Here is a 23,372-nt window from a genome sequence, read left to right as displayed (position 1 = left end):
GTCGGACCAAGCTTCGCGATATTGTCTGGGGACGAATCTGATGCGGTCCTAGGCCTGCTTTTTCTGCCGCCTGTGACCTGCCCGGCAGCCGGCTAGATCCAGCTTTCGCGTTCGCCAAAGGGCGTGCTGGCGTCGAAGTTCTTCGTGCCGATCCTGCTGCTCTCGCCGGATAGGCTGGGCTTATCCGCACTGCCGGTTGAAGATGTGGACTTATCGGCGCTGTTTTCGAGGGCTTCAAGCTGCGCCTTGAGCGATGCGATGGCGCTCTTCAGCTCCTCCTGTGCTTTCGCTTCGGTGGTCTGGGCCAGTTCCGACTGCTTTTCGGCAATCTGGGCTTTCAGTTCGGAAACGCTTGAAGAGGAGGTCGATGAAGAAGAGAGAACGGAAACAGCGATGCTTGTTCCGGAAACGGCAGAAACCATGGGTCGCCTCGTGGCGGATGTGTGGATTGGAAAGGTATGGAATAAAGATCGAAAACAAGGCTACGCAATACGGGAATGCCTTGCAGCACAAATTAGGCCGCGAATGTTTAATGAATGCTTTCACGGCGTTACGAGTTTTTGGCAGGAATATTTGTAGTTGCCCGGAGAAAGAGCGGAAGCGGCGAGCCCGTATCGCCGGCCGGCCGGAAACGTTTACCGGGTCTTGAGCCAGTTCAGCACATAGACGCGCAGGGACGAGGACAGATTGCTGTCGGCGGGCCTGTTGTCATCTATTTCCGCCAGCAGGGCGGCGAAGCTGATCTTGCGCTTTTCCGCAATCATCTTCAGCTCTTCCCAGAAGGCGTCTTCAAGTGAAATGCTGGTGCGGTGGCCGTGCAATGTTGCTGAATGCTTGCGGATCATCAGATCGGCCTCCGGCTGGAAATCTGAATCATGTTTCGCCGGCAGGCCTCTGTCTTGCGGTTGGTTTCGATACTGCGGTGCGCTGGTTGCGGCAGCCCTGATACGTCAGTCCCTGTCGGTCCCGCCATCGTCCTTTTCGAGCCGGCCCTGGTCAAGGCGCTTTTCGGCTTTCTCGTTAAGGGCGGAGGTGAGGTCTTTTTCAGCCTTGGTGCGGCCGAAGGACAGGCGGTTCTGTTCCGCCTGCTTTTCCTTTTCGTTACGGGCTTTCTGCTTGCGAAACTGACGCAGATTGACGATATCGGCGGCCATGCGGATATGTCTCCCCGTGTTTCCTAATGTTGGGACAAAAGGCCGTTATTGCTTCTTGCGGAAAGCATCGAGCGAAACGACGGAGCCTTCCTTCTTTTCTTCACCGGTTTTGGGCGTCTCGGAAGAAGCTGCCGGCTTTGCTTCGCCGGATACGGGGTAGGCGGTGATTTCGGCTTCTTCCATCTCTTCCTCGTCGGCCAGCGGCACGTCGAACTCAAGCTCGAAATTGACGGAAGGATCGTAAAAACCGCGAATGGCGTTGTAAGGGATAACCAGCTTTTCCGGCGTATCGGAGAAGGACAGGCCGATTTCGAAGCCGGTTTCCGTAACCTTCATGTCCCAGAACTGGTGCTGGATGACGATGGTCATCTGCTCGGCATATTTGGCCTTGAGGTGCTGGGAAATCCGCACGCCCGGTGCGCCGGTCAGGAATGTGATGAAGAAATGGTGGTCGCCGGGAAGGCGGCCGGTGGCGGCCACTTCACCCAGAACCTTGCGAATAACGCCGCGAAGGGCATCCTGTGCGAGAATGTCGTAACGGATATGATCCTGCCCCATGCGGTCCTGTCTTTCCCTTATTCGAACGTCTTTTAATGCGCTGCGCGCCTTGCGCGCCAAGGACGCTGTAACAGTCTGAATCTTCGCACAATCCTTAACCGGATGTTGAACTCGATCCAAGCGGCTGCGCGTTGCCCAAGTATACGCAATGTCCTGAACGGCAGCAACGGAAAAGCCGATGCCGTCCGCAAGTCAGCTATCATATAACCAATTCAGGCAAAATGGAGAAGGTGGAGGTTTCTGTTGCCAGGTACCTCCGAACCCCGCCTCACGGGGCTAACCGTGAGGGCTTTAGAGCGGAATTCCCGCACCGCCATTAGGCAGCGAGAGCATATTCCTTAGCGTTGTTGTCGTTTGCAACTACACTTGTGACCCGATAACGGCGGTATCATGCCGAGCAAAAGTTCGATCTTTACGCCCTTGTCGATCCTGTTTCGCCCCCATCAAAAGCCGGCCTTCTTCCAGAGAGAGCCGCCGGTTTTTGGTGGAGGCGCCGGGTACCGCCCCCGGGTCCAATAGGTTTATTACACCGACCGTTTATCGCCATAGCCGGGTTGCCCCGGCAAGGCTCATATAGGCGTTTCGCCCGGCGGAGAAAAGGGGGGGCATGACAATTCCATGAAAAGGTTTCGTGATTGCGTCTGGCAGTTTAGACAATTCTTGACGACGAGGGATTGCTGTCACATTCTCCATGCAACCGGTCATTAGAAGCAACACCGGGCCGGGGATACACGAAGGAGTGGACATGACTGACTATCTCGCAGATGTGAAGAAATACGACGCAGCAGCCGACGAAGCCGTGGTCGGCAAGATCGTCAAACATCTCGGCATTGCCTTGCGCAACCGGGATTCCTCGCTGGTGTCCGCTTCCGATCCGGAAGAACTTGCGCGCGTCAAGGCGAGCTGGTGCGGCAAGAAGCTCGGTATCACCGACGATAGCGCCGACAAGGCGATCGACGCCGTCTGCAAGATCATGGCAGGTGACCGCTCCAAGTCGCGCGTGACCTTCTATTATCTGGTGGCCAAGGAACTGGGTAAGCTCCAGTCGCTGTGATTTGAGCCGGGGATAAGCCCGCATTAGGTGATTGGTTCTGCCGCCATGTGCTATTATATTCCCTGATATCAGGGAATCGGCGGCAGAACGTATGAAACAATATCTCGATCTTCTCCGGCATGTCATGGAAACCGGCTCCGACCGCGGAGACCGCACCGGCACGGGTACGCGCTCGGTCTTCGGTTACCAGATGCGCTTCGACCTTTCCGAAGGTTTTCCGGTTCTCACCACCAAGAAGCTGCATCTGCGCTCCATCATCCATGAATTGCTGTGGTTCCTGAAGGGCGATACCAATATCGCCTATCTCAAGGATAACGGCGTTTCCATCTGGGACGAATGGGCCGACGAGAATGGCGATCTCGGCCCGGTCTATGGTGCGCAGTGGCGTTCCTGGCCGGCGCCGGACGGCCGCCATATCGACCAGATCGCGCTTCTGATCGAGGGTCTGAAGACCAACCCGAATTCCCGTCGCCATATCGTTTCGGCGTGGAACCCGGCGCTGGTGGACGAAATGGCGCTGCCGCCCTGTCACTGCCTGTTCCAGTTCTATGTTTCCGATGGAAAGCTGTCCTGTCAGCTCTATCAGCGCTCTGCCGACATCTTCCTCGGCGTGCCGTTCAACATCGCCTCCTATGCGCTGCTGACACTGATGGTGGCGCAGGTCACGGGCCTGAAGCCGGGTGATTTCGTTCATACGCTGGGTGACGCGCATATCTATGCCAATCATTTCGAGCAGGCGCGGCTGCAGATGACCCGCACGCCGAAGGCCCTGCCGACGATGCGCATCAACCCTGACGTAAAGGACCTTTTCGGCTTTAAGTTCGAAGACTTTACGCTGGAGAACTACGAGGCCGATTCAAGCATCAAGGCGCCGATCGCGGTATGAGCGGGCCGCGTGTCACCCTCATCGTCGCGGTTTCGGAAAACGGTGTCATCGGCCGCGATCTCGACATGCCGTGGAAGCTTTCCACCGATCTGAAGCGCTTCAAGGCGATGACGATGGGCAAGCCGCTCATCATGGGCCGCAAGACGTTCCTGTCGGTCGGTGAACGTCCTTTGCCGGGGCGGCCGCATATCATCATCAGCCGCAATGCGGATTATCGGCCTGACGGCGTGGATGTCGTTTCGTCGCTGGATGAGGCGTTCAAGCTTGCAAAGACGAAGGCTGCGGAGCTGGGTGTGGACGAGGTTTTTGTTGCCGGCGGCGGCGAAATTTACCGTCAGGCCATGCCCTTCGCCGATCAACTTTCCGTCACCCATGTCGCCGTAAAACTCGATGGCGATACTTTTTTCCCGGAAATCGATCCCGCCGTCTTTGAAAAAATCGAGGAAAGTGCCGTTCCGGCAGGGGAAAAGGACAATTATCCGGTTCTGTTCACCACTTATGTGAGAAGAGCCGCGTCAAAGTGAACTATTTACCGCGATTGGGTATTTAGTTACCACCTCTGCGTTGAAACGGACGCTTCTCCTTCCTATAACGGGTCGATATTCCCGCCGCACGCGAGCAATCGCTTTCGAACGGAACCGGGAGAGGCTTTTATAAAGAGGTATTGATGCCCTGGAGCAATCAGAATGGCGGCGGCGGCCCTTGGGGCGGCGGCGGTGGAGGAAACAACCAGGGCGGCGGTGGCGGCCCGTGGGGGCAGGGGCCTAACCGGCCTCGCGGCGGCGGTGGCGGCAATAATGGCGGCCCGCCCGATCTCGAAGAGATCATTCGCCGCAGCCAGGACCGTTTCAAGAATGTCCTGCCTGGCGGCTTCAATGGCGGCGCGGTTGCGATCCTCGTGCTTGTCGTTCTCGTTTTCCTCGGCATCCAGTCCGTCTATACCGTTCAGCCGGACGAGCGTGGCGTGGAGCTGCGTTTCGGCCGTCCCAAGGACGAAATCTCGATGCCGGGCCTGCATTTCCATCTGTGGCCGATCGAGACGGTGGAAATCGTCAAGGTCACCGAGCAGCAGCAGAATATCGGCTCGCGCGCCTCGTCTTCCTCGTCGAGCGGCGTGATGCTGACGGGCGACCAGAACATCGTCAATGTCCAGTTCTCGGTGCTCTATACGGTCTCCGATCCGAAATCCTATCTCTTCAACGTCGACAGCCCGGCGGAAACCCTGCAGCAGGTTTCCGAAAGCGCCATGCGTGAAGTGGTTGGCCGTCGTCCGGCACAGGATATTTTCCGCGACAACCGTCAGGCGATCGCGGCGGATGTGCGCACCATCATCCAGTCCACCATGGACGGTTATGGCGCCGGTATCTCCATCAATGCCGTGGCCATCGAAGATGCGGCGCCGCCGCGTGAAGTGGCCGATGCCTTCGATGAGGTGCAGCGCGCCGAACAGGACGAAGACCGCTTCGTTCAGGAAGCCAACCAGTACGCCAACCAGAAGCTCGGTGCCGCACGCGGTCAGGCCGCGCAGATCCTCGAAGAGGCGAACGCCTACAAGTCGCGCGTCGTCAACGAGGCACAGGGTGAGGCACAGCGCTTCGTCTCCATCTATGACCAGTATCGCACGGCGCCTGATGTAACCCGTCAGCGCATGTTCCTGGAAACCATGGAACAGGTGCTCAAGGGTTCCAACAAGATCATCATCGACGAGAAACAGGGCGTGGTGCCTTATCTGCCTCTGAACGAGATCATGCGCAACAATCCGGGCGCAGCACAGCAGGGAGGCAACTGATATGAGCAACCGTCTTACGGCCGTTCTCGTCGGTCTCGCCGTCCTGCTTTTTCTTGGCTATTCGTCGATCTTCGTGGTCAACGAGCGTCAGCAGGCCATCGTCGTCCGCTTCGGTCAGATCCAGGATGTGAAAACGGCGCCGGGCCTCTATTTCAAGCTGCCCTTCGCCTTCATGGATGCCGACCGGGTACAATATATCGAGAACCGGGCGCTGCGCTTCGATCACGACAACATCCGTGTTCAGGTGTCCGGCGGCAAGTTCTACGAGGTAGATGCCTTCGTGGTCTATCGCATCACGGATGCACGCCGCTTCCGGCAGACGGTCTCGGGTGACCAGATGTCGGCGGAATCGCGCCTGCGCACCCGTCTCGACGCCTCGCTGCGCCGGGTCTACGGTCTGCGCGGCTTCGAATCGGCGCTTTCGGACGCACGTGCATCGATGATGCAGGAAGTGCGTGACGATCTGCGTCCCGACGCGGAATCGCTCGGCATCAGCATCGTGGATGTCCGTATCCGCCGTACCGACCTGACGCAGGAAGTCTCGCAGCAGACCTTCGAGCGCATGAAGTCGGAACGTCTGGCCGAGGCCGAATTGATCCGCGCCCGTGGTAACGAAGAGGCGCAGCGCCGCCGCGCCATCGCCGACCGTCAGGTCGTCGAGCTGGAATCCGACGCCCGCCGTCAGTCCGAAGTGCTGCGCGGTGAAGGCGATGCGGAGCGCAACAAGGTGTTCGGCGAGGCTTTCCAGCGCGATCCGAACTTCTTCGAGTTCTATCGCTCCATGTCTGCCTATGCCAACTCGCTGAACGGCAACGGCACGACGCTGGTCCTGTCTCCGGATTCGACCTTCTTCCGTTATTTCAACAATATCGACGGCGCGGCGCCTGCCGCTCCGGCCGCACCTGCGCCAGCACCGGCGAACTGATAGCGGATCAAATGATTTTGGAGGGGCCGGTTTTTACCGGCCCTTTCTTTTTACTCCGTTTTCGTGCCAATGCTGTCGACAGGGGCAAGCATCATCCGCCTGTTCACGAAAAGGTATTTTTACACTTCATCATTCCGCCTTATGCTTTGTCGATATATGCAGGGCAGGACTATTTGAAACGCGAGGACGCTTATGGCCGTGACCCTTCTTTCGCCTTTTCGCAGCAGCATTGCCGCAGTCGCGGGCATCGCACTTGTGGCGGGTAGCCTTTCGGCGCCGGTTGCAGCGAGAGCGCAGAGCCATGGGCCGGAATCGGTGGCCGATCTCGCCGAACCGCTTCTTGATGCGGTGGTGAATATTTCGACGTCGCAAAACGTCAAGACCGAGGGCAAGGGGCCCGTTCCGCCGCGTCTGCCGGAAGGGTCGCCCTTCCAGGAATTCTTCAAGGATTATTTTGACAGCCAGAAGCCGGAAGGTGGCGAAAAGGTCAATTCGCTGGGCTCGGGTTTCGTCATCGATCCGGCCGGTTATGTCGTCACCAACAACCACGTCATCGAGGGTGCTGATGCCATCGAGGTGATTTTTCCGAACGGCTCGAAACTCAAGGCGACGCTGGTTGGCACCGATACCAAGACCGACCTTTCGGTCTTGAAGGTGGAGCCGAAAGCGCCGCTGAAGGCGGTCAAGTTCGGCGATTCGCGCAGCATGCGCATTGGTGACTGGGTGATGGCCATCGGCAATCCCTTCGGGCTTGGGGGATCGCTGACCGTCGGTGTCATTTCCGCGCGCGGCCGCAATATCAATGCCGGTCCCTATGACAATTTCATCCAGACGGATGCGGCGATCAACAAGGGCAATTCCGGCGGCCCGCTCTTCAACATGAAGGGCGAGGTGATCGGCATCAATACGGCGATCATTTCGCCGAGCGGTGGTTCGATCGGCATCGGTTTTGCCGTGCCGACGGAACTCGCGCAGAATATCGTGCAGCAGCTGATCGAATTTGGCGAGACGCGCCGAGGCTGGCTCGGTGTTCGCGTCCAGCCTGTTACTGACGATGTGGCCGCGAGCCTCGGCATGGACAGCGCCAGGGGGGCGCTGATTTCCGGCGTGGCCAAGGGCGGGCCGGTGGAAAACGGCCCGATCCAGGCCGGCGATGTCGTGCTGAAATTCGATGGCAAGGATATTCATGAAATGCGTGATCTCTTGCGGATCGTGGCGGAAAGTCCGGTCGGCAAGGAAGTCGATGTTGTGATCCTGCGCGACGGCAAGGAAGAGACCGTCAAGGTCAAGCTTGGCCAGCTGCAGGATACCACCGACGAAAAAGCCGCCACCGAAGACCCGCAGGCCGAGGATGGTGATGGCGGGATGGTGGCGCCGGAAGACGATGGCGGCACCGACGATCAGGCGCAGGACCAGACGCCGGAAGTGCGCGAGGCGCCGCAGAGCGTTCTCGGCATGAATCTGGTCGTGCTCAGCAATGAGTTGCGCACCGAAAAGGGCATTGCCGAAAGCGTCGAAGGTGTGCTGGTCGCAAGTGTCGATCCCGGTTCGACTGCCGAACAGAAGGGCATGAAGGCCGGCGATATCATCGTCGAGGTCGGTCAGGACTTCATGGAGGTTCCCGGCGACGTTCTGGTCCGGGTCAACGGTCTGAAATCCGAAGGCCGCAAGAATGCACATATGATGGTTGCCGATGCCCAGGGCAATCTGCGCGTTGTGGCGTTGCCGCTGGAGTAAGCCGCTTTCCGCCCGGTCCGGCAGGAATCGGGTGGTTACGATCCCGACCTCTCTCTAATCCTTGGTCTCCATCAAAGGAGGCCAAGGATATGAAATTGCTCGAAAACAAGGTTGCCATCATCACCGGCGCGTCATCCGGCATCGGCCGGGCGACGGCAAAGCTGTTCGCCGCTCAAGGGGCAGCTGTCGTTATCAATGCGCGGGGTGCTGCGGCTCTGGAAGAAGTCGCCGCTGAAATTCGCGAGGCTGGCGGTCGCGTCCATACGGTGGCGGGCGATGCCGGTGTTGCCGAAACCCACTACCGGCTTACGGATGCGGCCGAGAGCGTCTTCGGCGGTCTCGATATCGCCGTCAATAATGCCGGGGCGGTCGGGGTCATGAAGCCGCTGGCGGAGATTTCGGCCGAGGAATGGGAGCATGTGTTTAATGTCAATCTCACCTCTGCCTTTCTGGGCGCGCGTTGCCAGATTCCGCCGATGTTGACGCGGGGTGGCGGGTCCATCGTCTTCACCTCGAGCTTTGTCGGTACCAGCGTCGGCATACCGGGCATGACGGCTTATGGGGCTGCGAAGGCGGCGTTGATGGGGCTCGTAAAAGGCGTTACCGCCGACTATGCCGTCAGGGGTATCCGCGCCAACGCGTTGCTGCCCGGCGGGGTCGATACACCTGCCGCCGGAGACGCGGCCCAGAAGGAATGGGCCGCCGGCCTGCATGCGATGAAGCGCATCGCCGAGCCGGAAGAAATTGCGCAAGCCGCGCTTTTCCTCGCCAGCCCGATGGCGAGCTTCGTGGCCGGTTCGGCGCTATTTGCCGATGGCGGCAACGCGGCGGTGAAATAAACTCCGGAACTGGTGGGCGGGGCGTTACCGCGTCCGCCATTCCTCCAGCGTCAGCGCATAGGTCACGTGTGGTCGCAGATGGGGGTGCGTTTCTTCTGGTACGCGCGGATGATCGAAATCGCGGGAGGGGTCGCGCTTCAGGCCGATACGCTCCATTACCGCCGTCGAACGCTGGTTGTTATGGACGGCGAAGGAGACGATTTCCGGCGTTTCCTTTTCATCGAAGGCCATGACGAGCAGCGATTGCGCGGCTTCCGTCACATAGCCGTGCCCCCAGAAGCGGGTGGCGAGCCGCCAGCCGATCTCCATGGTTCCGAGCGGGAAGGGCGGGTCGAGGTTCATGACGGGCGATATGCCGCAAAAACCCATAACCTCGCCGGTCTCGCGCAATTCCATGGCGTAGAAGCCATAACCGCTGCCACGGATCATGCCGTTGATGGTTTCCAGTACGGCGTCCGCTTCCGCATGGCTGCGGCGGAAGGGGAAAAACTCCATGACCTTTTCGTCGGCATTGATTTCGCGGAACAGGTCACGATCGCTCTCCTTCCACTCGCGCAGAATGAGCCTTGGTGTCTCGCGGATGATCATGGAGTGACAAAATCCGTCTTGCGATAGCCCTGAATGTAAAGAAGCGCGGTCAGGTCGCCGTGGTCGATGCGCATCTGCGCTTCGGCGGCCACGGCCGGCTTGGCGTGCAGGGCAACACCCGCGCCGGCCAGATGCAGCATGCCGAGATCGTTGGCGCCATCGCCGACCGCCATTGCCTCTTCCGGCGAGATGCCGAGCTTTGCGGCGATATCGTTCAGCGCATCCACCTTGGCCTGCTTGCCGAGGATCGGCTCGGCCACCGTGCCGTCAAGCTCGCCATTGGCTTCACCGAGCAGATTGGCGCGGTTCTCGTCAAAACCCAGCATGGCGGCGACGCGGCCGGTGAAGACGGTGAAGCCGCCGGAAACGAGGGCGGTGTAATAGCCTTTCGCCTTCATGGTGGCGATAAGCTCCCTGCCACCGGGGGTGAGGGTGATGCGCTTTTCGATGACGTCGTCGATGACCGAAACCGGAAGGCCTTTCAGCAGCGCCACACGTTCGCGCAATGCCGGTTCGAAGGCGATCTCGCCATTCATGGCGCGGGCGGTAATAGCGGAGACCTTGTCCTTCAGACCGACTTCGGCGGCCAGCTCGTCGATGCATTCCTGGCCGATCATGGTCGAATCCATGTCGGCGATCAGCAGTTTCTTGCGGCGCTGATCCTGCTCCTGAATGACGATATCGATTTTCCGGTCGATGATTGCCAGGCGCAGGAGACGATCCGCCGTCGCCATATCCGTTCCTTCGGGCAAAGCGATATCGCAGGCGATGCCATCCGCCAGCCAGTAAAGGCCTGACGCATTGACGGCCTTCGCGGCCGCTTCGCCGAGGGCCGGTGTCAGAACAGGATTTGACGGATTGGCGATAAGCGTGGCAACGAGAGCCATGATGAAAAACCTTGATGAGAATTTTGATGCGATCCTGATAACCGGCCCGACGGCAAGCGGCAAGTCCGCGCTTGCGCTTCGTCTGGCGCGGGAGCGTAACGGTGTTGTCATCAATGCCGACAGCATGCAGGTTTACGATACGCTGCGGGTGCTGACCGCCCGGCCTTCGGAAGAGGAAATGGCGGGGGTGCCGCATCTTCTCTACGGCCATGTGCCGGCGCGCAACCTCTATTCGACGGGAGAATGGCTGCGGGATATCTCCGCCCTGCTTTCCGACTTGCGCGGGCAGGGGCGTTTTCCTGTCATCGTCGGTGGCACGGGGCTTTATTTCAAGGCACTGACGGGTGGCCTCTCCGACATGCCCGCAATTCCCGATGACATCCGCGAGGGTTTTCGCGCCCGACTGGTCGCGGAAGGGGCGGCGACACTTCACGCCGAATTATCCCGCCGTGACCCGGCCACGGCGGAAATGCTCCAGCCGGGAGACGGGCAACGCATCGTCCGGGCGCTGGAAGTGCTCGAGACGACCGGAAAATCGATCCGGGATTTCCAGCAGGCCCGAGGCCCGGTGATTATCGATCCCGACCGCGCACAAAAATTCGTCGTCCTGCCGGAAAGGCCGGTGCTTCATGAGCGCATCAACCGGCGTTTCGAGGCCATGATGGACAGCGGCGCGGTGGAGGAGGTGGAGGCGCTTCTCGCGCTCAGGCTTGCGCCCGACGCAACGGCGATGAAGGCGATTGGCGTTGCCCAGATCGCCGATATGCTGGCCGGACGCATGGGTGAGGCCGAGGTGATCGAAAAATCGGCCGCCGCAACCCGCCAATATGCCAAACGGCAGATGACCTGGTTCCGCAACCAGATGGGAGAAGACTGGACCCGCATCCAGCCCTAAAGGCCGGCGTCAATCCTTGCGGTAAAGACTGCCGAGCGGTTTTTTCAGCAGGCTTTCGCGCAGCGAAGGGCGTGTATCGGCGGGCGGGCCGCTTTGCGCCTGCATCTGGAAGCCGGCCTTGCGCAATTCGTTGACGGCTCCCGAGGCGCTGTCCGTCCTCGCCGGATTTTGCGGTGCTGGCGGCGTGCGGCCGGGCAGCATGTCGGGGCGATAGGGCTCGTATCCCCCTTCCGTCGTCGGACCCAGTTCACGCTTCCAGCTGTCGATATCGTCGGCCTTCCCATGGGGCGGCAGCGCCTCCTGCTGATCGGAGAAGGCCGCCTCGACGCTTTGCTGGAAGCCGGTGATGACCGGTCTGGCTGCGGCGCGCATGCGGGTGACGATGTTGTTCAGGTCGACGGTATCCGGCGTCTCGTGGGGGGCGTGGCTGACCGTACCGCTCGCCTTCGGCAATTTACTCATGGGCACCCGGTCGAAGCGCATGCGCATCGGCACACCGACAGCCTCGCCGAAGGCGATGGCCTCACCATTGCCGATGGACGACAAAAAGCTGGTGGTCGAAGCCGAGGCGTTCGGAACGGCAGACAGGATGATCTTCTGGTCGATCTCGTTCGAGAGCCGCATGGCGAAAACGGTCGAGCACTGCGACAGGATGGTCTGGTCCAGTTCGCTCGGCCGCTGGCTGATGACGCCGAGCGAAATGCCGTATTTGCGGCCTTCCTTGGCAATCTGGGCGATGGATTGCCGGGTGGGGAAAAAGCCGCGTTCGGGGTCGGCGGGAACATAACGGTGGGCTTCTTCGCAGACGACCAGCATGTGCAGCGATCCGCGTGCGAGAACGGCAAGCTCGAAGGACATGCGGCAGAGGACGGAGACCACCGAATTGACGACTTCGGAGGGAATGCCCGACAGCTGGAACACTGAAATCGGCCTGCCTTCGCCGGGAATACGGAAGATATGCGCCACCGTCTCCAGAATGGTGTCACTGATCGTATTGCTGGAGAACATGAAATTATAGCGGGGGTCGTTGATGGCCGAGAGGATGCGGCCTTTCAGCGAACGCAGCGCCGGCTTTTCGCCGCGCCCTTCCAGCCGCCCGATGCGCTCGTCGATGAAGGCCAGAAGATCGGCCATGCGGTAGGGGATCGGCGTGTCCGGCGTGATTGCGCTCTTGTCGGAGGTGCGGCGGACGGCGGAGCCTTCGGTACCGCGAAATGCCTTTTTCGCCTCCGGGATGACTTCGCGCAGAACATCCATCTCTTCCGGCACGGGTTTGCGGCCACGGAAGATCACCTCCGTAAATTCCTCAAGGCGCATCAGCCAGAAAGGAAGGTCGAGCGTATCGGTATCGATGACGACAGAATGATCCGGAAAAGCGGCGGCGAATTCGTTATGCGGATCGAGAATGAGAACGCGCAGTTTCGGGTCTGTCTCGATCGCCTTGTGCAGCAGCAGGGACACCGCGGTGGTCTTGCCCACGCCTGTCGAACCCACGACCGCGAAGTGTTTCGAAAGCATCTGGGGAATGCTGATGGAGGCACCGATCGTCTCGTCCTGCGTCAGCTTGCCGATGATGCAGCTGTCGCGCTTGCCGCTGTCGTAAATCCTGGCGAGGTCACTGGTGCGGATGCGATGCGCTACCGCACCGAGATAGGGGTAACGGGAAATGCCGGAGGAGAAGCGTTCGCTGCCGTCTTCGGTACGGTAGACTTCTCCCACCAGTTCCACGTCGATCAACAGCCTGTTCGCCCTGTCCGACGACCAGTATCTTTCATCGGTGCGCATGGCGAAGACCAGTGCCGCAACACGGCTCGTTCCCATTTCGATGGAGATCAGGCGTCCGACGGACCAGAGCTGCGCAATATCGGTGGAACCCGGTTCCGTTTCAGCGGCGATTGTCGCATGGGCACCGTCGCAGGCGATGACACGGCCAAGCATGCGGTTTGCCGGTTGCTGATCGGATCGCCGTTCGTTTTCGTCCGCGCGGGACGCTTTATGAATCTCGCTATTGTTCACATCGTATCCCGGGACATGCGGATGATCGCGGTGGTTCGGGCAGTATCTGCGTCTTCGAGAATAAAAGATTATATTTAACAACAGGTGTATCAATCGCGTTCGAAAATTTCGTGGGCCTATGCTTTTTCGCAATAAAAGAAGCGGCCGCCGATTTTTTCCGCAATATGCGTTGACGACAGGCGCTTTTCTGGCTAACACTCCGGCCCATGAAAAATCTTAACGTACTTATCGTGGTGGGACGGCGCATGGGCAGGATGGTGTAACCATCCGGCGAAAGCACCCATGCGCTGAACGAGGCTCCTCTAGGGGCCTTTTTTTATGTCTTCAAACAGGCCCTCGGGCTCCTCGATATCCAAAGCCAAAGCGGGATGGAAACAGGCAATGACGGATAAGGACAATACGGAAAACAGCAATCGCATGACAGGGGCGGAGATCGTTCTGCAGGCGCTGAAGGACAATGGCGTCGAGCACATCTTCGGTTACCCTGGTGGTGCCGTGCTTCCGATCTATGACGAGATTTTCCAGCAGGAAGACATCCAGCACATTCTCGTGCGCCACGAGCAGGGCGCCGGCCATGCGGCCGAAGGTTATGCCCGCTCCACCGGCAAGGTTGGCGTCATGCTCGTCACGTCCGGCCCCGGCGCGACAAATGCGGTTACCCCGCTGCAGGATGCGCTGATGGATTCCATTCCGCTCGTCTGCCTGTCCGGCCAGGTTCCCACCACGCTGATCGGTTCCGACGCGTTTCAGGAATGTGATACCGTCGGCATCACGCGCCCCTGCACCAAGCACAACTGGCTGGTCAAGGACGTCAACGAACTGGCGGGCATCATTCATGAGGCTTTCCGCATCGCGCAGACGGGTCGTCCCGGTCCTGTCGTCGTTGATATTCCGAAGGACATCCAGTTCGCCACCGGCACCTATACGCCGCCTTCCGCCTCCGTTCAGCAGAAGAGCTACAAGCCAAAGGTTCAGGGCGATCTGAACGCCATTCATGCGGCCATCGAGCTGATGTCGAAGGCGAAGAAGCCGGTTTTCTATACCGGCGGCGGTGTCATCAATTCCGGCCCGGAGGCAACCCGTTTGCTGCGCGAACTGGTCGAGCTGACCGGCTTCCCGATCACCTCGACGCTGATGGGTCTCGGCGCTTATCCGGCTTCCGGCAAGAACTGGCTCGGCATGCTGGGCATGCACGGTTCCTACGAAGCCAATATGACGATGCATGATTGCGACGTTCTGGTCTGCGTCGGCGCGCGTTTCGACGACCGAATTACCGGCCGTATCAATGCCTTCTCGCCGAACTCCAAGAAGATCCACATCGACATCGACCCGTCCTCGATCAACAAGACGGTTCGCGTCGATGTTCCTGTTATCGGCGATGTCGGCCATGTTCTGGAAGATATGGTTCGCCTGTGGCGCGCTTTGCCGAAGAAGCCGGAGAAGGCGCAGACCGCCGACTGGTGGGCGCAGATCGAGCGCTGGCGCGCCCGCAATTCCTTCGCCTACAAGAATTCCAAAGATGTCATCATGCCGCAATATGCCTTGCAGCGGCTTTATGAGGCTTCGAAGGGACGCGACACCTACATCACTACCGAAGTCGGCCAGCATCAGATGTGGGCGGCGCAGTTCTTCGGTTTCGAGGAGCCCAATCACTGGATGACCTCGGGCGGTCTCGGCACCATGGGCTACGGCCTGCCGGCGGCCATCGGCGTTCAGGTCGCGCATCCGGACGCACTGGTCATCGACATTGCCGGTGACGCCTCGATCCAGATGTGCATTCAGGAAATGTCCTGCGCCATCCAGTACGGCCTGCCGGTGAAGATTTTCATTCTCAACAACCAGTATATGGGCATGGTGCGCCAATGGCAGCAGCTGCTGCACGGCAACCGCCTGTCCAATTCCTATACGGAAGCCATGCCTGATTTCGTCAAGCTGGCGGAAGCCTATGGCGCGGTCGGCATGTATTGCGACGATCCGAAGGAACTGGATGACAAGATTGCCGAGATGATCGCGGTCAAGAAGCCCGTCATCTTCGATTGCCGCGTTGCCAATCTTGCCAATTGCTTCCCGATGATCCCGTCTGGTAAAGCCCATAACGAGATGCTGTTGCCGGACGAGGCGACGGATGAAGCGGTTGCCAACGCCATTGACGCCAAGGGCCGTCAGCTAGTCTGAGCCGGGAGAGGAAAAGGACATGAACGCACACCTACAACCCACCGGCTCCGCCTATTTCATCCAGAAGGAAACGGCTGCCGTCGAAAATCACACGCTGTCGGTTCTGGTCAGCAACGAGCCGGGCGTTCTCGCCCGGGTCATCGGCCTGTTCTCCGGCCGCGGCTACAACATCGAAAGCCTGACGGTTTCGGAAACGGAACATGAGGCACATCTGTCGCGCATCACCATCGTCACGCGCGGCACACCGATCGTGCTGGAGCAGATCAAGGCGCAGCTGGAGCGTATCGTGCCCGTGCACCGGGTTCTTGACCTCACCGTTCGCGCCCGCGAGCTGGGACAGGAGCGGCCGATCGAGCGCGAAGTGGCGCTTATCAAGGTGGCTGGTACGGGCGAAGTTCGCGCCGAAGCGCTGCGCCTTGCCGATGCGTTTCAGGCCAAGGTGGTGGATGCGACGGTGGAGCATTTCATCTTCGAAATCACCGGCAAGTCGTCGAAGATCGACCAGTTCGTGGCGATCATCAAGCCGCTCGGCCTGATCGAGATCTGCCGCACGGGCATTGCCGCGATGAACCGCGGTTCGCAGGGGATGTAATCTCCCTGTTCGGCGCAGATGCCGGAATATAAGCCCGCGGTTCGCCGCGGGTTTTTTTATGCGCTTCGTCTCCGCCAATCAATATTCAACCATATGGTTGACTTTTGTGGTTGGCAGTCTATATTCAACAACATGGTTGAATTATCTGTTCCACAACTCGACACTGTCTTTCATGCTCTTGGCGACGCGACGCGGCGCACGATGCTGCGTGACCTTTCCCTTGGCGAGCGAACGGTAAGCCAGTTGGCCGAGCCGTTCGACATATCGCTGGCTGCGGCTTCCAAGCACATCAAGGCGCTGGAAAATGCCGGGCTTATCCGCCGCGAGGTGAGGGGGCGCACCCATGTTTGCCGGCTGGCGCCGGAACCGCTGGCGCAGGCGCATGAATGGCTGGGCTTCTACCGGCAGTTCTGGAACAGCCGTCTCGATATTCTTGAGCAGATGCTCCGGGAGGACGATCAGGGAAAAACCCCTGCAGATGGAGGAAATGACAATGGCTGATATTGCAATGGCTGACACCTATGGTCAGCTCGTGGAGCCCGCAACCCTGAAGATCGAGCGGCTGTTGCCGGGACCGATCGAGCGGGTGTGGGCCTATCTGACGCAAAGCGATCTTCGCCGCCGCTGGCTGGCATCGGGCGAAATGCGGCTGGCACCCGATGCGCCATTCGAATTGGTCTGGCGCAACGACGAGCTTTCAAATCCGCCCGGTCGCCGGCCGGAGGGCTTTTCCGAAGAGGAAAAGATGGCATCCCGCATCATTACCGTCGTTCCGCCGCATCGCCTTGTCTTCAGCTGGGGCGAAGGCGGCGAGGTATCGATCGAGCTTCAGGCTCTGGGCAAGGATGTGCTGCTGACGCTGGTTCACCGCCGGCTGGTTGACAGGAAGACCAGGCTCGATGTCAGCTCCGGCTGGCACGCGCATCTCGATATTCTCGCGGCCCGCCTTCAGGAGAAGGAACCGGGACCTTTCTGGGATGCCTGGCTGGCGCTGCGGAAAGAATACGAGCAGCGCATACCCTCATAAGATACGCTCGGCCCACGGGCCTGACGGCGCGGCTTGCCGCGCCGTTACTGGCGGTTCCGGTGGCGCGGCGGTGTCGTCCCGCTTCTCACGTTCCGATTCAACCGCTTCAGCACCTGATTCCGGAATGTCTCTTAACCCCATGTTCCGTCAGAGCATTTCCAATACTGTCTTGCGCGTCGGTGGCGGGAATGCGGCGTCGAGGGCGGCCCAGTCTTCCTCGGTTATCTCAAGATCGGTCGCGCCGCGATTTTCCTCGACGCGGGAGGCGCTGGCGGATTTCGGGATGGCGATGACGCCATCTCTCTCCAGCAGAAAGGCGAGCGCCAGCTGCGCCGGTGTCGCCTGATAGGCCTTGGCGATGCGGATGAGTTCGTGGTTCTTCAGGATGCGGCCCTGCTCTATGGGAGAATAGGCCATCAGCGGCACGCCATGCTGCTGGCACCAGGGCAGCAGCGAAAACTCCGGCCCGCGCCGGGACAGATTGTAAAGCACCTGATTGGCGGCGCAGTTTTTGCCATCTGGCACCGCGAAAAGCTCCTCCATGTCGTCGGTATCGAAATTGGAGACGCCCCAGTCGCCGATCTTGCCATCCCTCTTCAGCCTTTCGAAAGCCGCCACGGTTTCTGCGAGTGGGTGCTCGCCGCGCCAGTGCAGCAGATAGAGGTCGATATGGTCGGTGCCGAGCCTTGCAAGGCTGCGCTCGCAGGCCTCCACCGTGCCTCTGGCGCTGGCGTTCCAGGGATAGACCTTGCTGACCAGAAACACGTTGTCCCGGCGGCCGGCGATTGCCGTGCCGACCACCTCTTCCGATCGGCCGTCCGCATACATTTCAGCCGTGTCGATCAGCCTCATGCCGAGATCGATCGCCCTGCGGATGCTTTCGACTTCCTGTGGTGCGGATGATCTTGTCTCCCCCATGTTCCAGGTGCCGAGGCCAAGGGCTGGAACCTCTTTTCCGGATGGAAGGCTAACGGAAGGAATGTCGTCATACATCGTTTCGCTCCAGCGTTGTCGACTGAGAATAGCCCTTTGCTCCAACTTCTCAAACCCGGCATGGCGGGGATCGATCCATCAAAAAAATTGACCCCGTCCATCTGTCTGGTGGGGTGGTCTGATGATTATCCCATGGCTAGGGTCCCCAGCACAGGAGAGACCATGACCGTTGAAACTTTCGTTGCCCTGGTGCTGTTTGCCTTCACCACCTCCATCACGCCCGGCCCGAACAATATGATGCTTTTTGCTTCCGGCGTGAATTTCGGGTTCCGCCGCACCATTCCGCATATGCTGGGTATCGGGGCGGGGTTCCTGTCGCTGTTGATCGGGGTCGGTTTCGGTCTCGGGGCGCTGCTGCATTCGGTGCCGCTGCTCTATACCGGGCTGAAATTCGCGGGCGGGCTCTATCTCGTCTGGATCGCGTGGAAGATCGGCACTTCCCGCAGCCTGAATGAAGATACGGCCGCTACGCAGCCGATGAGCTTTCTTGCCGCCGCCGCGTTTCAGTGGGTCAATCCCAAAGCCTGGGTGATGGCGGTGACGGCGATGGCGACCTATACCAACGAGGCGCAATATTTCGTCACTGTTCTGGTCGTCGGTGTGGCCTTCGCCGCCGTCAATCTTCCCAGCGTTTCCACCTGGGCCGGTTTCGGCTCTGCGCTGCGCGACTGGCTATCCGTGCCGGTGCGGCTCAAATGGTTCAACATCACCATGGCCGTGCTGCTCGTCATCAGCCTCTGGCCAATGCTGAAATAACAGTCTTTACGTCGGGAATTGCCGGTAACATTCCTCGGCGATCGCCTGCACCTCGTCGCGTGTCAGTTCGGCCGACACGGCGTAACCCAGTTCGTTGTCGATCCAGTAGAAGGTCTCGATGCCGTCGGCGCTGGCCATACGGAAACTGGTGGTGCGGTTTTCCTCGTTGTGGCCGATCAGCACCGTCACCCGGCGGCCGGTCTTGTCCTGATACATCAGCATCGCGCCCGGCTTGCCGCTGACGGGGATGAGGCGTCCACCGACGAGGTCATAGCCGATCTTCGAGAGATCGGGGATGGCGAAGGGATAGCCGAGCCGCTTGCCGAGCCATGTCGCGAGATGCTGCTGCTCTCCGGCGCCGACTTCGACGGGATGGCGCACCTCGCTCGCATAGATGAGATAGGCGGATTTCGCCTGTGCCGGAATATCCGTCGTCAGCGATGCCAGCGTCACGTCCTGGGGGGTGGAAAAAGACGATGGCAGAAGCCTGCCGGCTGCGGCACCCGCGACGAAGATCATGAGGGCCGCCGCCGTTTTCAGGAGAGCCGGTTTCCGCCGCCATGGTTGGCCCGGTTCTTGCGGGCCAAGCAATGATGCATCATGCGGATGTGCGGCTGCATAGGAAGCGAAGGCATTGCGAAGACTATCGGCCTGTTGTTTCCAATCCTGCACACGGGCCTGTTCTTCAGGTCTTTCTGCGAGCCACGCCTCGACAGCCGCGCGGTCGTCGTCGGAAAGAAGCCCGTCGACATAGGCGTGCAGGTCGTCTTCGGTTATGGCGTCGGGCCGTTTCATCGTGGTCTCCGCAGGGGAATGATATTGTCCGCCGCCAGCTGCTGGCGAAGGGTTTCGCGGGCGCGGGACAGTCTGGACATGACGGTGCCGAGCGGGATCGACAGCATCTCGGCCGCCTCCTGGTAGCTGTAGCCTTCCACCGTCACCAGCATCAGCACAGCCCGCATATCAGGCGCAAGAAGGGCGAGCGCGCCGTGCAGCCGGTCATTCTCCAGCGTATCGGAAAGCGTGTCGGCGACGGCGATGGTTTCATGGCCCTCGAGGCTTTCTGACGGGTGACGTTTCTCGGCGCGATAGCGGTTGCGATAAAGATTCGTCATTATCGTGTAAGCCCATGATTTCAAACCTGTTCCGCGCCATTGCCTTTTATTGGCAAGGGCCTTTTCCACGCAGTCCTGCAGAAGGTCCTCGCCGTCGGCGTCGGAGCGGGAAAGGCTGCGGGAATAACGGCGCAGCATGGGTATCAGGGCCAGCATCTCCGCCTCGAAGCTGCCGGCTGCGGGGGAGAGGCTCCCCCGCGTTTTTCCAGTCATGCCGTCAAGGTTTTGCGGCATCCCATACACCGTTCATGCCATCGCCGGTGGCGTCGCCCTTCTTGGTATCCTTGATCCAGTAATAAAGCGGCATGCCGTCCTTTGCCCACTGCATCTTGCCATCCTTGCGTGTCACGAGGGAATAGGCGCCTTCCGCTTTGTCGCCGGTGGCCGCGAAAAACGGCGGCCAGTTCGTGGCGCATTTGTCATAACAATTGGATACGCCCTTCTTGTCGTTCTTGAAAGTGTAGAGCGTCATGCCTTTTTCGCCTGCCAGCACATTGCCTTTGGCGGTCTTGACCGTTTCGACCGCAGGGGCGGCATAGGCCGTTCCGGCAAAGGCCAGAATGAGGGCGGGAACGATAAAGCGGATCTTCATGGACATATCCTCCTTGGTTCGGGCGGGCTCAAGCCGCCAGCACACCAAGAGACACCGCAGGCGGCGGCTTTATTCCACGGGATCGCGAAATTTTCGCGATTTTTAAACTTATCCATTGAGCTAAGTGTTGCGTCGTGATAGTTAGCCTTATGGAAAACTATTCAGACGCGCTCGACGATATCTTCCAGTCTCTTGCCGATCCGACCCGCAGGGCGGTGATCCTGAGGCTGGGCGGCGGGGAGGCGAGCATCGGAACGCTGGCCGAACCCTTCGACATGGCCCTGCCTTCCTTCATGAAACACATTCGCCAGCTGGAAGAGGCCGGGCTGATCGTGACGCGTAAGCAGGGCCGTGTCCGGTTCTGCTCGCTGGAGAAACAGCGGTTTTCCATGCTTGACGGCTGGCTTTCGCAACAGCGCGCCATCTGGGAAGGCCGCACGGACCGGCTCGAACAATTCGTCATGGCGCAACAGGACAGGATGTCCGGCAAAGGGGAGAATGAGCAATGACCGAGACTTTCAATCCCGATCTCGATCTGAAGATTTCACGCATCATAAGGGCGCCGCGCCGGCTTGTGTGGAATGCATGGGTGGACAAGAACAGCCTTGAACAATGGTGGGTGCCACATCCCGGCCAGTGCCGGGTGGAAAAAATGGAGCTTTATCCCGGCGGCGCCTTCGAGACCCGCTACAGCGAGGATGGTACGACATTCGGCGACCATATCAGCGGCTGTTTTCTGGCGGTGGATGATGGGGAGCGTCTGGTTTTCACCGATGCGCTGATTGCGGGTTTCCGCCCCTCCGCCCAACCGTTCCTCACCGCCGTCATGCAGTTTCGCGATCATCCCGAGGGCATGGAATATGTGGCCTATGCCATGCACAGAAACCCCGGGGATCGCGACCGGCACTCCGAGATGGGGTTCTTCGACGGCTGGAACACGGTTGCGGAGCAACTGGCGCAGCTTGTCGAAAAGCAGGCGGCCCATTGAACGGCATCAGCCGAACAGGGCAATATCCGGCTTGTTGAGCATCAGCCAGATGATGCCGAGGACCGCAAAGAAAGCGGGGAAACCGCAGGCGAACCAGATGCGGTAAAGACCGAACCATTGCGCCGGCAGGGCCTGTCCCGTGGCGGCGCAGTCTCGGGCGATATTGCGCAGTTGGATCTGTATCCACACCACCGGCAGCCAGAAAATGCCGGTGAAGACGTAAAGGCCAAGCGAAAGGGCGATCCAGCCTTCGGTCAGCGGCCAGCCGATGGTGCGCGCGAGAAAATAGCCGGTCACCGGCTGGACGATCGCCGCCGTGGCGGTGAAGATCGTATCGGCAATGACGACCGTGCCCGCCACATGCGCGATCAGTGCCGGGTTTGCCGTTCGCCGTGCCATGACCATGAAAAATGCGATGCCCGCGCCGGTGCCGAACAGCACCGTTGCGCCGATGACATGGGCAAGCCGCAGCAGTTCCTCAAGCGTCATCAGCGTTCATCCAGCGTGGTGAGGGCGACAAGTGTCAGGGCGATGGAAGGCAGGACCTTGACCAAGGGGCCGAGCGGATCGAGCCACAGACCCGGCTCCAGCAGGCTGCCGCCGGCGAGGTAAGCAGCGCTGACCAGCAGCATGCCGATGAGCGCCTTTCTGGCGAGCGGCCGCAACAGGACGGTGGCGCCGAGGGCGATATCGATGAGGCAGGTGGCGAGTGTGAGGGTGACAGCCGGTGCCTGCGGCATGAAGGGCAGAAAATGCGCCGCTGCTTCATTGATGTTCAGCAGCGGCACGAGGCCGGACAGCAGCCAGAATAAAGACAGGCAGAGGATGACCAGCGGTTTGAGCAGATAGGATCTGGCAAACCAAAGGTCCTGCACGCCGGAAGGGTGGGCGGCCAGCGTCTGTTTCAGGGTCTTGAGCGACGCCATCCTCGGTCCCGTTTCATTTTCCGTCACGATGCCTTCCGACATCACCGTCATGGCGGTTGAACGAAGCGGCGAGCGCCAACCGAGCGCGCCTGCGGCGTCCGCCACAAGGCTGACAGGGTGCATGAGCGCCGACGGAAGATTTATGACGGGGGCAGGAGGCAGGCCGAGCCATTGCCGGTGCGTGGTGACCACATCCTGCAATGTCAGTGTTTCATCCGCGGCGAGTTCGAGATCGCTGCCAGGTGGAATTTCGCCGTCGATCGCCGCGTTGACGGCTGCCGCCACATCCTCGACCGCGACCGTCTGGACCGGCATCGTGCCATTGACGAGCGGCAGCGCGAGGGGAAAGCTGGCGAGCGCGCGCACAAGTGCCGTGCCGCCATGGGCATTGCGCCCGACAACCAGCGCGGGGCGAAGAATGACGCAAGGCAGGCCGCTTGCGGCAAGTGCCGTGTCGGCGCGGCGTTTTGTGGCGAGAAAGGGCAGGTCGGCTGCGGCTCCCGCTGTGCGGGCCGATATCTGGATCAGCAGCCTGCCGCCCGCCTGTGCCGCCGCCTCGTAAAGCACCAGCATGGCTTTTTCCTGTGTCGCGGCAAGATCGTCCGACAGACCGTCCTGAAGCGCGCCGGCGCAATTGACGATGGCGTCGTGATCCCCGACCAGGGCATCCCAGTCCGACGCGCGTGTCATGCGGGCAAGGTCGGCGGAAATCCAGTTCGTGAAAGGCCATTTGTCGCGGGCGCGGGTAACCGAACGCGCAAGCCCCGTCACGGGGTGGCCACGGAGATGCAGGTTTCTGAGAACCTCCGAACCGATGAAACCTGTCGCGCCGAGAATCAATATCTTCATGCCCGGCATGATAGCGACCATGGCTCAAAAA

General features: G+C 60.1%; 28 protein-coding genes and 1 other RNA gene. 15 read left to right on the top strand and 14 right to left on the bottom strand.

Annotation, left to right across the window (positions count from 1 at the left end; all coding sequences use genetic code 11):
* Positions 1 to 92: 92 nt before the first annotated feature.
* From JZX88_RS07915 to ssrA, 5 genes are all read right to left on the bottom strand, one after another.
* On the bottom strand, positions 93 to 422 hold the full coding sequence (locus JZX88_RS07915; RefSeq protein ID WP_206913199.1) for a hypothetical protein: 330 nt from the start codon (positions 420 to 422) through the stop codon (positions 93 to 95).
* A 213-nt stretch (positions 423 to 635) separates the two neighbouring features.
* Positions 636 to 845 (bottom strand): ribbon-helix-helix domain-containing protein, encoded by a 210-nt coding sequence (locus JZX88_RS07910; protein ID WP_110760203.1) that lies wholly within the window; start codon positions 843 to 845, stop codon positions 636 to 638.
* Positions 846 to 950: 105 nt separating this feature from the next.
* Positions 951 to 1,154 (bottom strand): DUF4169 family protein, encoded by a 204-nt coding sequence (locus JZX88_RS07905; protein ID WP_065113730.1) that lies wholly within the window; start codon positions 1,152 to 1,154, stop codon positions 951 to 953.
* A gap of 45 nt (positions 1,155 to 1,199) precedes the next feature.
* The gene (locus tag JZX88_RS07900) at positions 1,200 to 1,712 is read right to left on the bottom strand and encodes an SspB family protein (protein ID WP_065113729.1); all 513 of its coding nucleotides are present in this window, start codon (positions 1,710 to 1,712) and stop codon (positions 1,200 to 1,202) included.
* Between the two features lie 229 nt (positions 1,713 to 1,941).
* Positions 1,942 to 2,315: a transfer-messenger RNA gene (gene ssrA, locus JZX88_RS07895) on the bottom strand.
* Positions 2,316 to 2,457: 142 nt separating this feature from the next.
* Here ssrA and JZX88_RS07890 point away from each other — a divergent pair.
* The 7 genes from JZX88_RS07890 to JZX88_RS07860 all read left to right on the top strand — a co-directional run bounded on the left by JZX88_RS07890 (position 2,458) and on the right by JZX88_RS07860 (position 8,942).
* Positions 2,458 to 2,766, top strand: coding sequence for a DUF2853 family protein (locus JZX88_RS07890; RefSeq protein ID WP_065113728.1), 309 nt, complete (start codon positions 2,458 to 2,460; stop codon positions 2,764 to 2,766).
* Positions 2,767 to 2,857: 91 nt separating this feature from the next.
* The gene (locus JZX88_RS07885) at positions 2,858 to 3,652 is read left to right on the top strand and encodes a thymidylate synthase (protein WP_206913198.1); all 795 of its coding nucleotides are present in this window, start codon (positions 2,858 to 2,860) and stop codon (positions 3,650 to 3,652) included.
* Positions 3,649 to 4,176, top strand: a complete 528-nt coding sequence (locus tag JZX88_RS07880) for a dihydrofolate reductase (RefSeq protein ID WP_110760207.1) — start codon at positions 3,649 to 3,651, stop codon at positions 4,174 to 4,176. The genes JZX88_RS07885 and JZX88_RS07880 overlap by 4 nt, the downstream gene beginning before the upstream one ends.
* Positions 4,177 to 4,319: 143 nt before the next feature.
* Positions 4,320 to 5,441, top strand: coding sequence for an FtsH protease activity modulator HflK (gene hflK / locus JZX88_RS07875; protein WP_065113725.1), 1,122 nt, complete (start codon positions 4,320 to 4,322; stop codon positions 5,439 to 5,441).
* Position 5,442: 1 nt separating this feature from the next.
* Entirely contained in the window at positions 5,443 to 6,366 is a 924-nt protein-coding gene (gene hflC, locus JZX88_RS07870) for a protease modulator HflC (protein WP_065113724.1), read from the top strand.
* Positions 6,367 to 6,558: 192 nt separating this feature from the next.
* On the top strand, positions 6,559 to 8,103 hold the full coding sequence (locus JZX88_RS07865) for a Do family serine endopeptidase (RefSeq protein WP_206913197.1): 1,545 nt from the start codon (positions 6,559 to 6,561) through the stop codon (positions 8,101 to 8,103).
* A gap of 89 nt (positions 8,104 to 8,192) precedes the next feature.
* The gene (locus JZX88_RS07860; RefSeq protein WP_206913196.1) at positions 8,193 to 8,942 is read left to right on the top strand and encodes an SDR family oxidoreductase; all 750 of its coding nucleotides are present in this window, start codon (positions 8,193 to 8,195) and stop codon (positions 8,940 to 8,942) included.
* Between the two features lie 24 nt (positions 8,943 to 8,966).
* Here the strand turns inward: JZX88_RS07860 and JZX88_RS07855 are convergent, their stop codons facing one another.
* Both JZX88_RS07855 and serB read right to left on the bottom strand, forming a co-directional pair.
* Complete coding sequence (locus tag JZX88_RS07855; protein WP_065113721.1) at positions 8,967 to 9,530, bottom strand: GNAT family N-acetyltransferase; 564 nt, start codon at positions 9,528 to 9,530, stop codon at positions 8,967 to 8,969.
* Complete coding sequence (gene serB / locus JZX88_RS07850; RefSeq protein ID WP_142856957.1) at positions 9,527 to 10,417, bottom strand: phosphoserine phosphatase SerB; 891 nt, start codon at positions 10,415 to 10,417, stop codon at positions 9,527 to 9,529. Before serB ends, JZX88_RS07855 begins: the two co-directional genes overlap by 4 nt.
* Between serB and miaA the strand changes: the two genes are divergently transcribed.
* The gene (gene miaA, locus JZX88_RS07845) at positions 10,416 to 11,312 is read left to right on the top strand and encodes a tRNA (adenosine(37)-N6)-dimethylallyltransferase MiaA (RefSeq protein WP_206913195.1); all 897 of its coding nucleotides are present in this window, start codon (positions 10,416 to 10,418) and stop codon (positions 11,310 to 11,312) included. The genes serB and miaA overlap by 2 nt on opposite strands.
* A gap of 9 nt (positions 11,313 to 11,321) precedes the next feature.
* Here the strand turns inward: miaA and JZX88_RS07840 are convergent, their stop codons facing one another.
* Positions 11,322 to 13,328: a helicase HerA domain-containing protein gene (locus JZX88_RS07840; protein WP_206913194.1), complete on the bottom strand. Its 2,007-nt coding sequence runs from the start codon at positions 13,326 to 13,328 to the stop codon at positions 11,322 to 11,324.
* Between the two features lie 381 nt (positions 13,329 to 13,709).
* Between JZX88_RS07840 and JZX88_RS07835 the strand changes: the two genes are divergently transcribed.
* The 4 genes from JZX88_RS07835 (at position 13,710) to JZX88_RS07820 (ending at position 17,122) form a co-directional block, all read left to right on the top strand.
* Positions 13,710 to 15,503 carry an acetolactate synthase 3 large subunit gene (locus tag JZX88_RS07835; RefSeq protein WP_065113717.1) on the top strand — a complete coding sequence of 598 codons (1,794 nt, stop codon included), beginning with the start codon at positions 13,710 to 13,712 and terminating at the stop codon, positions 15,501 to 15,503.
* Between the two features lie 19 nt (positions 15,504 to 15,522).
* The gene (gene ilvN / locus JZX88_RS07830; RefSeq protein ID WP_003507555.1) at positions 15,523 to 16,095 is read left to right on the top strand and encodes an acetolactate synthase small subunit; all 573 of its coding nucleotides are present in this window, start codon (positions 15,523 to 15,525) and stop codon (positions 16,093 to 16,095) included.
* A 132-nt stretch (positions 16,096 to 16,227) separates the two neighbouring features.
* Positions 16,228 to 16,596, top strand: coding sequence for a helix-turn-helix transcriptional regulator (locus JZX88_RS07825; protein WP_065116010.1), 369 nt, complete (start codon positions 16,228 to 16,230; stop codon positions 16,594 to 16,596).
* On the top strand, positions 16,589 to 17,122 hold the full coding sequence (locus JZX88_RS07820) for an SRPBCC family protein (RefSeq protein WP_110760211.1): 534 nt from the start codon (positions 16,589 to 16,591) through the stop codon (positions 17,120 to 17,122). The genes JZX88_RS07825 and JZX88_RS07820 overlap by 8 nt, the downstream gene beginning before the upstream one ends.
* A gap of 147 nt (positions 17,123 to 17,269) precedes the next feature.
* Here JZX88_RS07820 and JZX88_RS07815 read toward each other — a convergent pair whose 3' ends face one another.
* Positions 17,270 to 18,115 (bottom strand): aldo/keto reductase, encoded by an 846-nt coding sequence (locus JZX88_RS07815; RefSeq protein ID WP_206913193.1) that lies wholly within the window; start codon positions 18,113 to 18,115, stop codon positions 17,270 to 17,272.
* A 162-nt stretch (positions 18,116 to 18,277) separates the two neighbouring features.
* Between JZX88_RS07815 and JZX88_RS07810 the strand changes: the two genes are divergently transcribed.
* Positions 18,278 to 18,871, top strand: a complete 594-nt coding sequence (locus JZX88_RS07810; protein WP_065113714.1) for a LysE family translocator — start codon at positions 18,278 to 18,280, stop codon at positions 18,869 to 18,871.
* A 6-nt stretch (positions 18,872 to 18,877) separates the two neighbouring features.
* Here JZX88_RS07810 and JZX88_RS07805 read toward each other — a convergent pair whose 3' ends face one another.
* From JZX88_RS07805 to JZX88_RS07795, 3 genes are read right to left on the bottom strand one after another with little or no spacing between them, the layout of a single operon-like run.
* The gene (locus tag JZX88_RS07805; RefSeq protein ID WP_206913192.1) at positions 18,878 to 19,666 is read right to left on the bottom strand and encodes an anti-sigma factor; all 789 of its coding nucleotides are present in this window, start codon (positions 19,664 to 19,666) and stop codon (positions 18,878 to 18,880) included.
* Positions 19,663 to 20,220, bottom strand: a complete 558-nt coding sequence (locus tag JZX88_RS07800; RefSeq protein WP_206913191.1) for a sigma-70 family RNA polymerase sigma factor — start codon at positions 20,218 to 20,220, stop codon at positions 19,663 to 19,665. Before JZX88_RS07800 ends, JZX88_RS07805 begins: the two co-directional genes overlap by 4 nt.
* Entirely contained in the window at positions 20,204 to 20,584 is a 381-nt protein-coding gene (locus JZX88_RS07795) for a hypothetical protein (RefSeq protein ID WP_065113711.1), read from the bottom strand. Before JZX88_RS07795 ends, JZX88_RS07800 begins: the two co-directional genes overlap by 17 nt.
* Positions 20,585 to 20,727: 143 nt before the next feature.
* On the opposite strand from JZX88_RS07795, the gene JZX88_RS07790 reads away from it, so the two are divergent.
* On the top strand, positions 20,728 to 21,087 hold the full coding sequence (locus tag JZX88_RS07790; RefSeq protein ID WP_181424039.1) for a helix-turn-helix transcriptional regulator: 360 nt from the start codon (positions 20,728 to 20,730) through the stop codon (positions 21,085 to 21,087).
* Positions 21,084 to 21,566, top strand: coding sequence for an SRPBCC family protein (locus tag JZX88_RS07785; protein WP_206913190.1), 483 nt, complete (start codon positions 21,084 to 21,086; stop codon positions 21,564 to 21,566). Before JZX88_RS07790 ends, JZX88_RS07785 begins: the two co-directional genes overlap by 4 nt.
* A 6-nt stretch (positions 21,567 to 21,572) precedes the next feature.
* Here JZX88_RS07785 and JZX88_RS07780 read toward each other — a convergent pair whose 3' ends face one another.
* Positions 21,573 to 22,055 (bottom strand): DUF2269 domain-containing protein, encoded by a 483-nt coding sequence (locus tag JZX88_RS07780; protein WP_206913189.1) that lies wholly within the window; start codon positions 22,053 to 22,055, stop codon positions 21,573 to 21,575.
* Positions 22,055 to 23,341: an SDR family oxidoreductase gene (locus JZX88_RS07775; RefSeq protein ID WP_206913188.1), complete on the bottom strand. Its 1,287-nt coding sequence runs from the start codon at positions 23,339 to 23,341 to the stop codon at positions 22,055 to 22,057. Before JZX88_RS07775 ends, JZX88_RS07780 begins: the two co-directional genes overlap by 1 nt.
* Positions 23,342 to 23,372 lie beyond the last annotated feature (31 nt).

It is taken from the genome of Agrobacterium sp. OT33, assembly GCF_017313365.1.
Lineage (GTDB): Bacteria > Pseudomonadota > Alphaproteobacteria > Rhizobiales > Rhizobiaceae > Agrobacterium > Agrobacterium rhizogenes_A.
This window is presented reverse-complemented; position numbering and strand designations above follow the sequence as displayed.

Excerpts from the sequence above, each read along its gene's own strand:
- serB (WP_142856957.1), bottom strand. The coding sequence starts at position 10,417 with ATGGCTCTCGTTGCCACGCTTATCGCCAATCCGTCAAATCCTGTTCTG.
- JZX88_RS07790 (WP_181424039.1), top strand. The coding sequence starts at position 20,728 with ATGGAAAACTATTCAGACGCGCTCGACGATATCTTCCAGTCTCTTGCC.
- JZX88_RS07880 (WP_110760207.1), top strand. The coding sequence starts at position 3,649 with ATGAGCGGGCCGCGTGTCACCCTCATCGTCGCGGTTTCGGAAAACGGT.
- JZX88_RS07905 (WP_065113730.1), bottom strand. The coding sequence starts at position 1,154 with ATGGCCGCCGATATCGTCAATCTGCGTCAGTTTCGCAAGCAGAAAGCC.
- JZX88_RS07865 (WP_206913197.1), top strand. The coding sequence starts at position 6,559 with ATGGCCGTGACCCTTCTTTCGCCTTTTCGCAGCAGCATTGCCGCAGTC.
- JZX88_RS07810 (WP_065113714.1), top strand. The coding sequence starts at position 18,278 with ATGACCGTTGAAACTTTCGTTGCCCTGGTGCTGTTTGCCTTCACCACC.
- JZX88_RS07775 (WP_206913188.1), bottom strand. The coding sequence starts at position 23,341 with ATGAAGATATTGATTCTCGGCGCGACAGGTTTCATCGGTTCGGAGGTT.
- ilvN (WP_003507555.1), top strand. The coding sequence starts at position 15,523 with ATGAACGCACACCTACAACCCACCGGCTCCGCCTATTTCATCCAGAAG.
- hflK (WP_065113725.1), top strand. The coding sequence starts at position 4,320 with ATGCCCTGGAGCAATCAGAATGGCGGCGGCGGCCCTTGGGGCGGCGGC.
- JZX88_RS07835 (WP_065113717.1), top strand. The coding sequence starts at position 13,710 with ATGACGGATAAGGACAATACGGAAAACAGCAATCGCATGACAGGGGCG.
- JZX88_RS07915 (WP_206913199.1), bottom strand. The coding sequence starts at position 422 with ATGGTTTCTGCCGTTTCCGGAACAAGCATCGCTGTTTCCGTTCTCTCT.
- JZX88_RS07860 (WP_206913196.1), top strand. The coding sequence starts at position 8,193 with ATGAAATTGCTCGAAAACAAGGTTGCCATCATCACCGGCGCGTCATCC.
- miaA (WP_206913195.1), top strand. The coding sequence starts at position 10,416 with ATGATGAAAAACCTTGATGAGAATTTTGATGCGATCCTGATAACCGGC.
- JZX88_RS07855 (WP_065113721.1), bottom strand. The coding sequence starts at position 9,530 with ATGATCATCCGCGAGACACCAAGGCTCATTCTGCGCGAGTGGAAGGAG.
- JZX88_RS07815 (WP_206913193.1), bottom strand. The coding sequence starts at position 18,115 with ATGTATGACGACATTCCTTCCGTTAGCCTTCCATCCGGAAAAGAGGTT.
- JZX88_RS07780 (WP_206913189.1), bottom strand. The coding sequence starts at position 22,055 with ATGACGCTTGAGGAACTGCTGCGGCTTGCCCATGTCATCGGCGCAACG.
- JZX88_RS07825 (WP_065116010.1), top strand. The coding sequence starts at position 16,228 with ATGGTTGAATTATCTGTTCCACAACTCGACACTGTCTTTCATGCTCTT.
- JZX88_RS07805 (WP_206913192.1), bottom strand. The coding sequence starts at position 19,666 with ATGAAACGGCCCGACGCCATAACCGAAGACGACCTGCACGCCTATGTC.
- JZX88_RS07910 (WP_110760203.1), bottom strand. The coding sequence starts at position 845 with ATGATCCGCAAGCATTCAGCAACATTGCACGGCCACCGCACCAGCATT.
- JZX88_RS07785 (WP_206913190.1), top strand. The coding sequence starts at position 21,084 with ATGACCGAGACTTTCAATCCCGATCTCGATCTGAAGATTTCACGCATC.
- JZX88_RS07885 (WP_206913198.1), top strand. The coding sequence starts at position 2,858 with ATGAAACAATATCTCGATCTTCTCCGGCATGTCATGGAAACCGGCTCC.
- JZX88_RS07800 (WP_206913191.1), bottom strand. The coding sequence starts at position 20,220 with ATGCCGCAAAACCTTGACGGCATGACTGGAAAAACGCGGGGGAGCCTC.
- JZX88_RS07795 (WP_065113711.1), bottom strand. The coding sequence starts at position 20,584 with ATGTCCATGAAGATCCGCTTTATCGTTCCCGCCCTCATTCTGGCCTTT.
- hflC (WP_065113724.1), top strand. The coding sequence starts at position 5,443 with ATGAGCAACCGTCTTACGGCCGTTCTCGTCGGTCTCGCCGTCCTGCTT.
- JZX88_RS07900 (WP_065113729.1), bottom strand. The coding sequence starts at position 1,712 with ATGGGGCAGGATCATATCCGTTACGACATTCTCGCACAGGATGCCCTT.
- JZX88_RS07890 (WP_065113728.1), top strand. The coding sequence starts at position 2,458 with ATGACTGACTATCTCGCAGATGTGAAGAAATACGACGCAGCAGCCGAC.
- JZX88_RS07820 (WP_110760211.1), top strand. The coding sequence starts at position 16,589 with ATGGCTGATATTGCAATGGCTGACACCTATGGTCAGCTCGTGGAGCCC.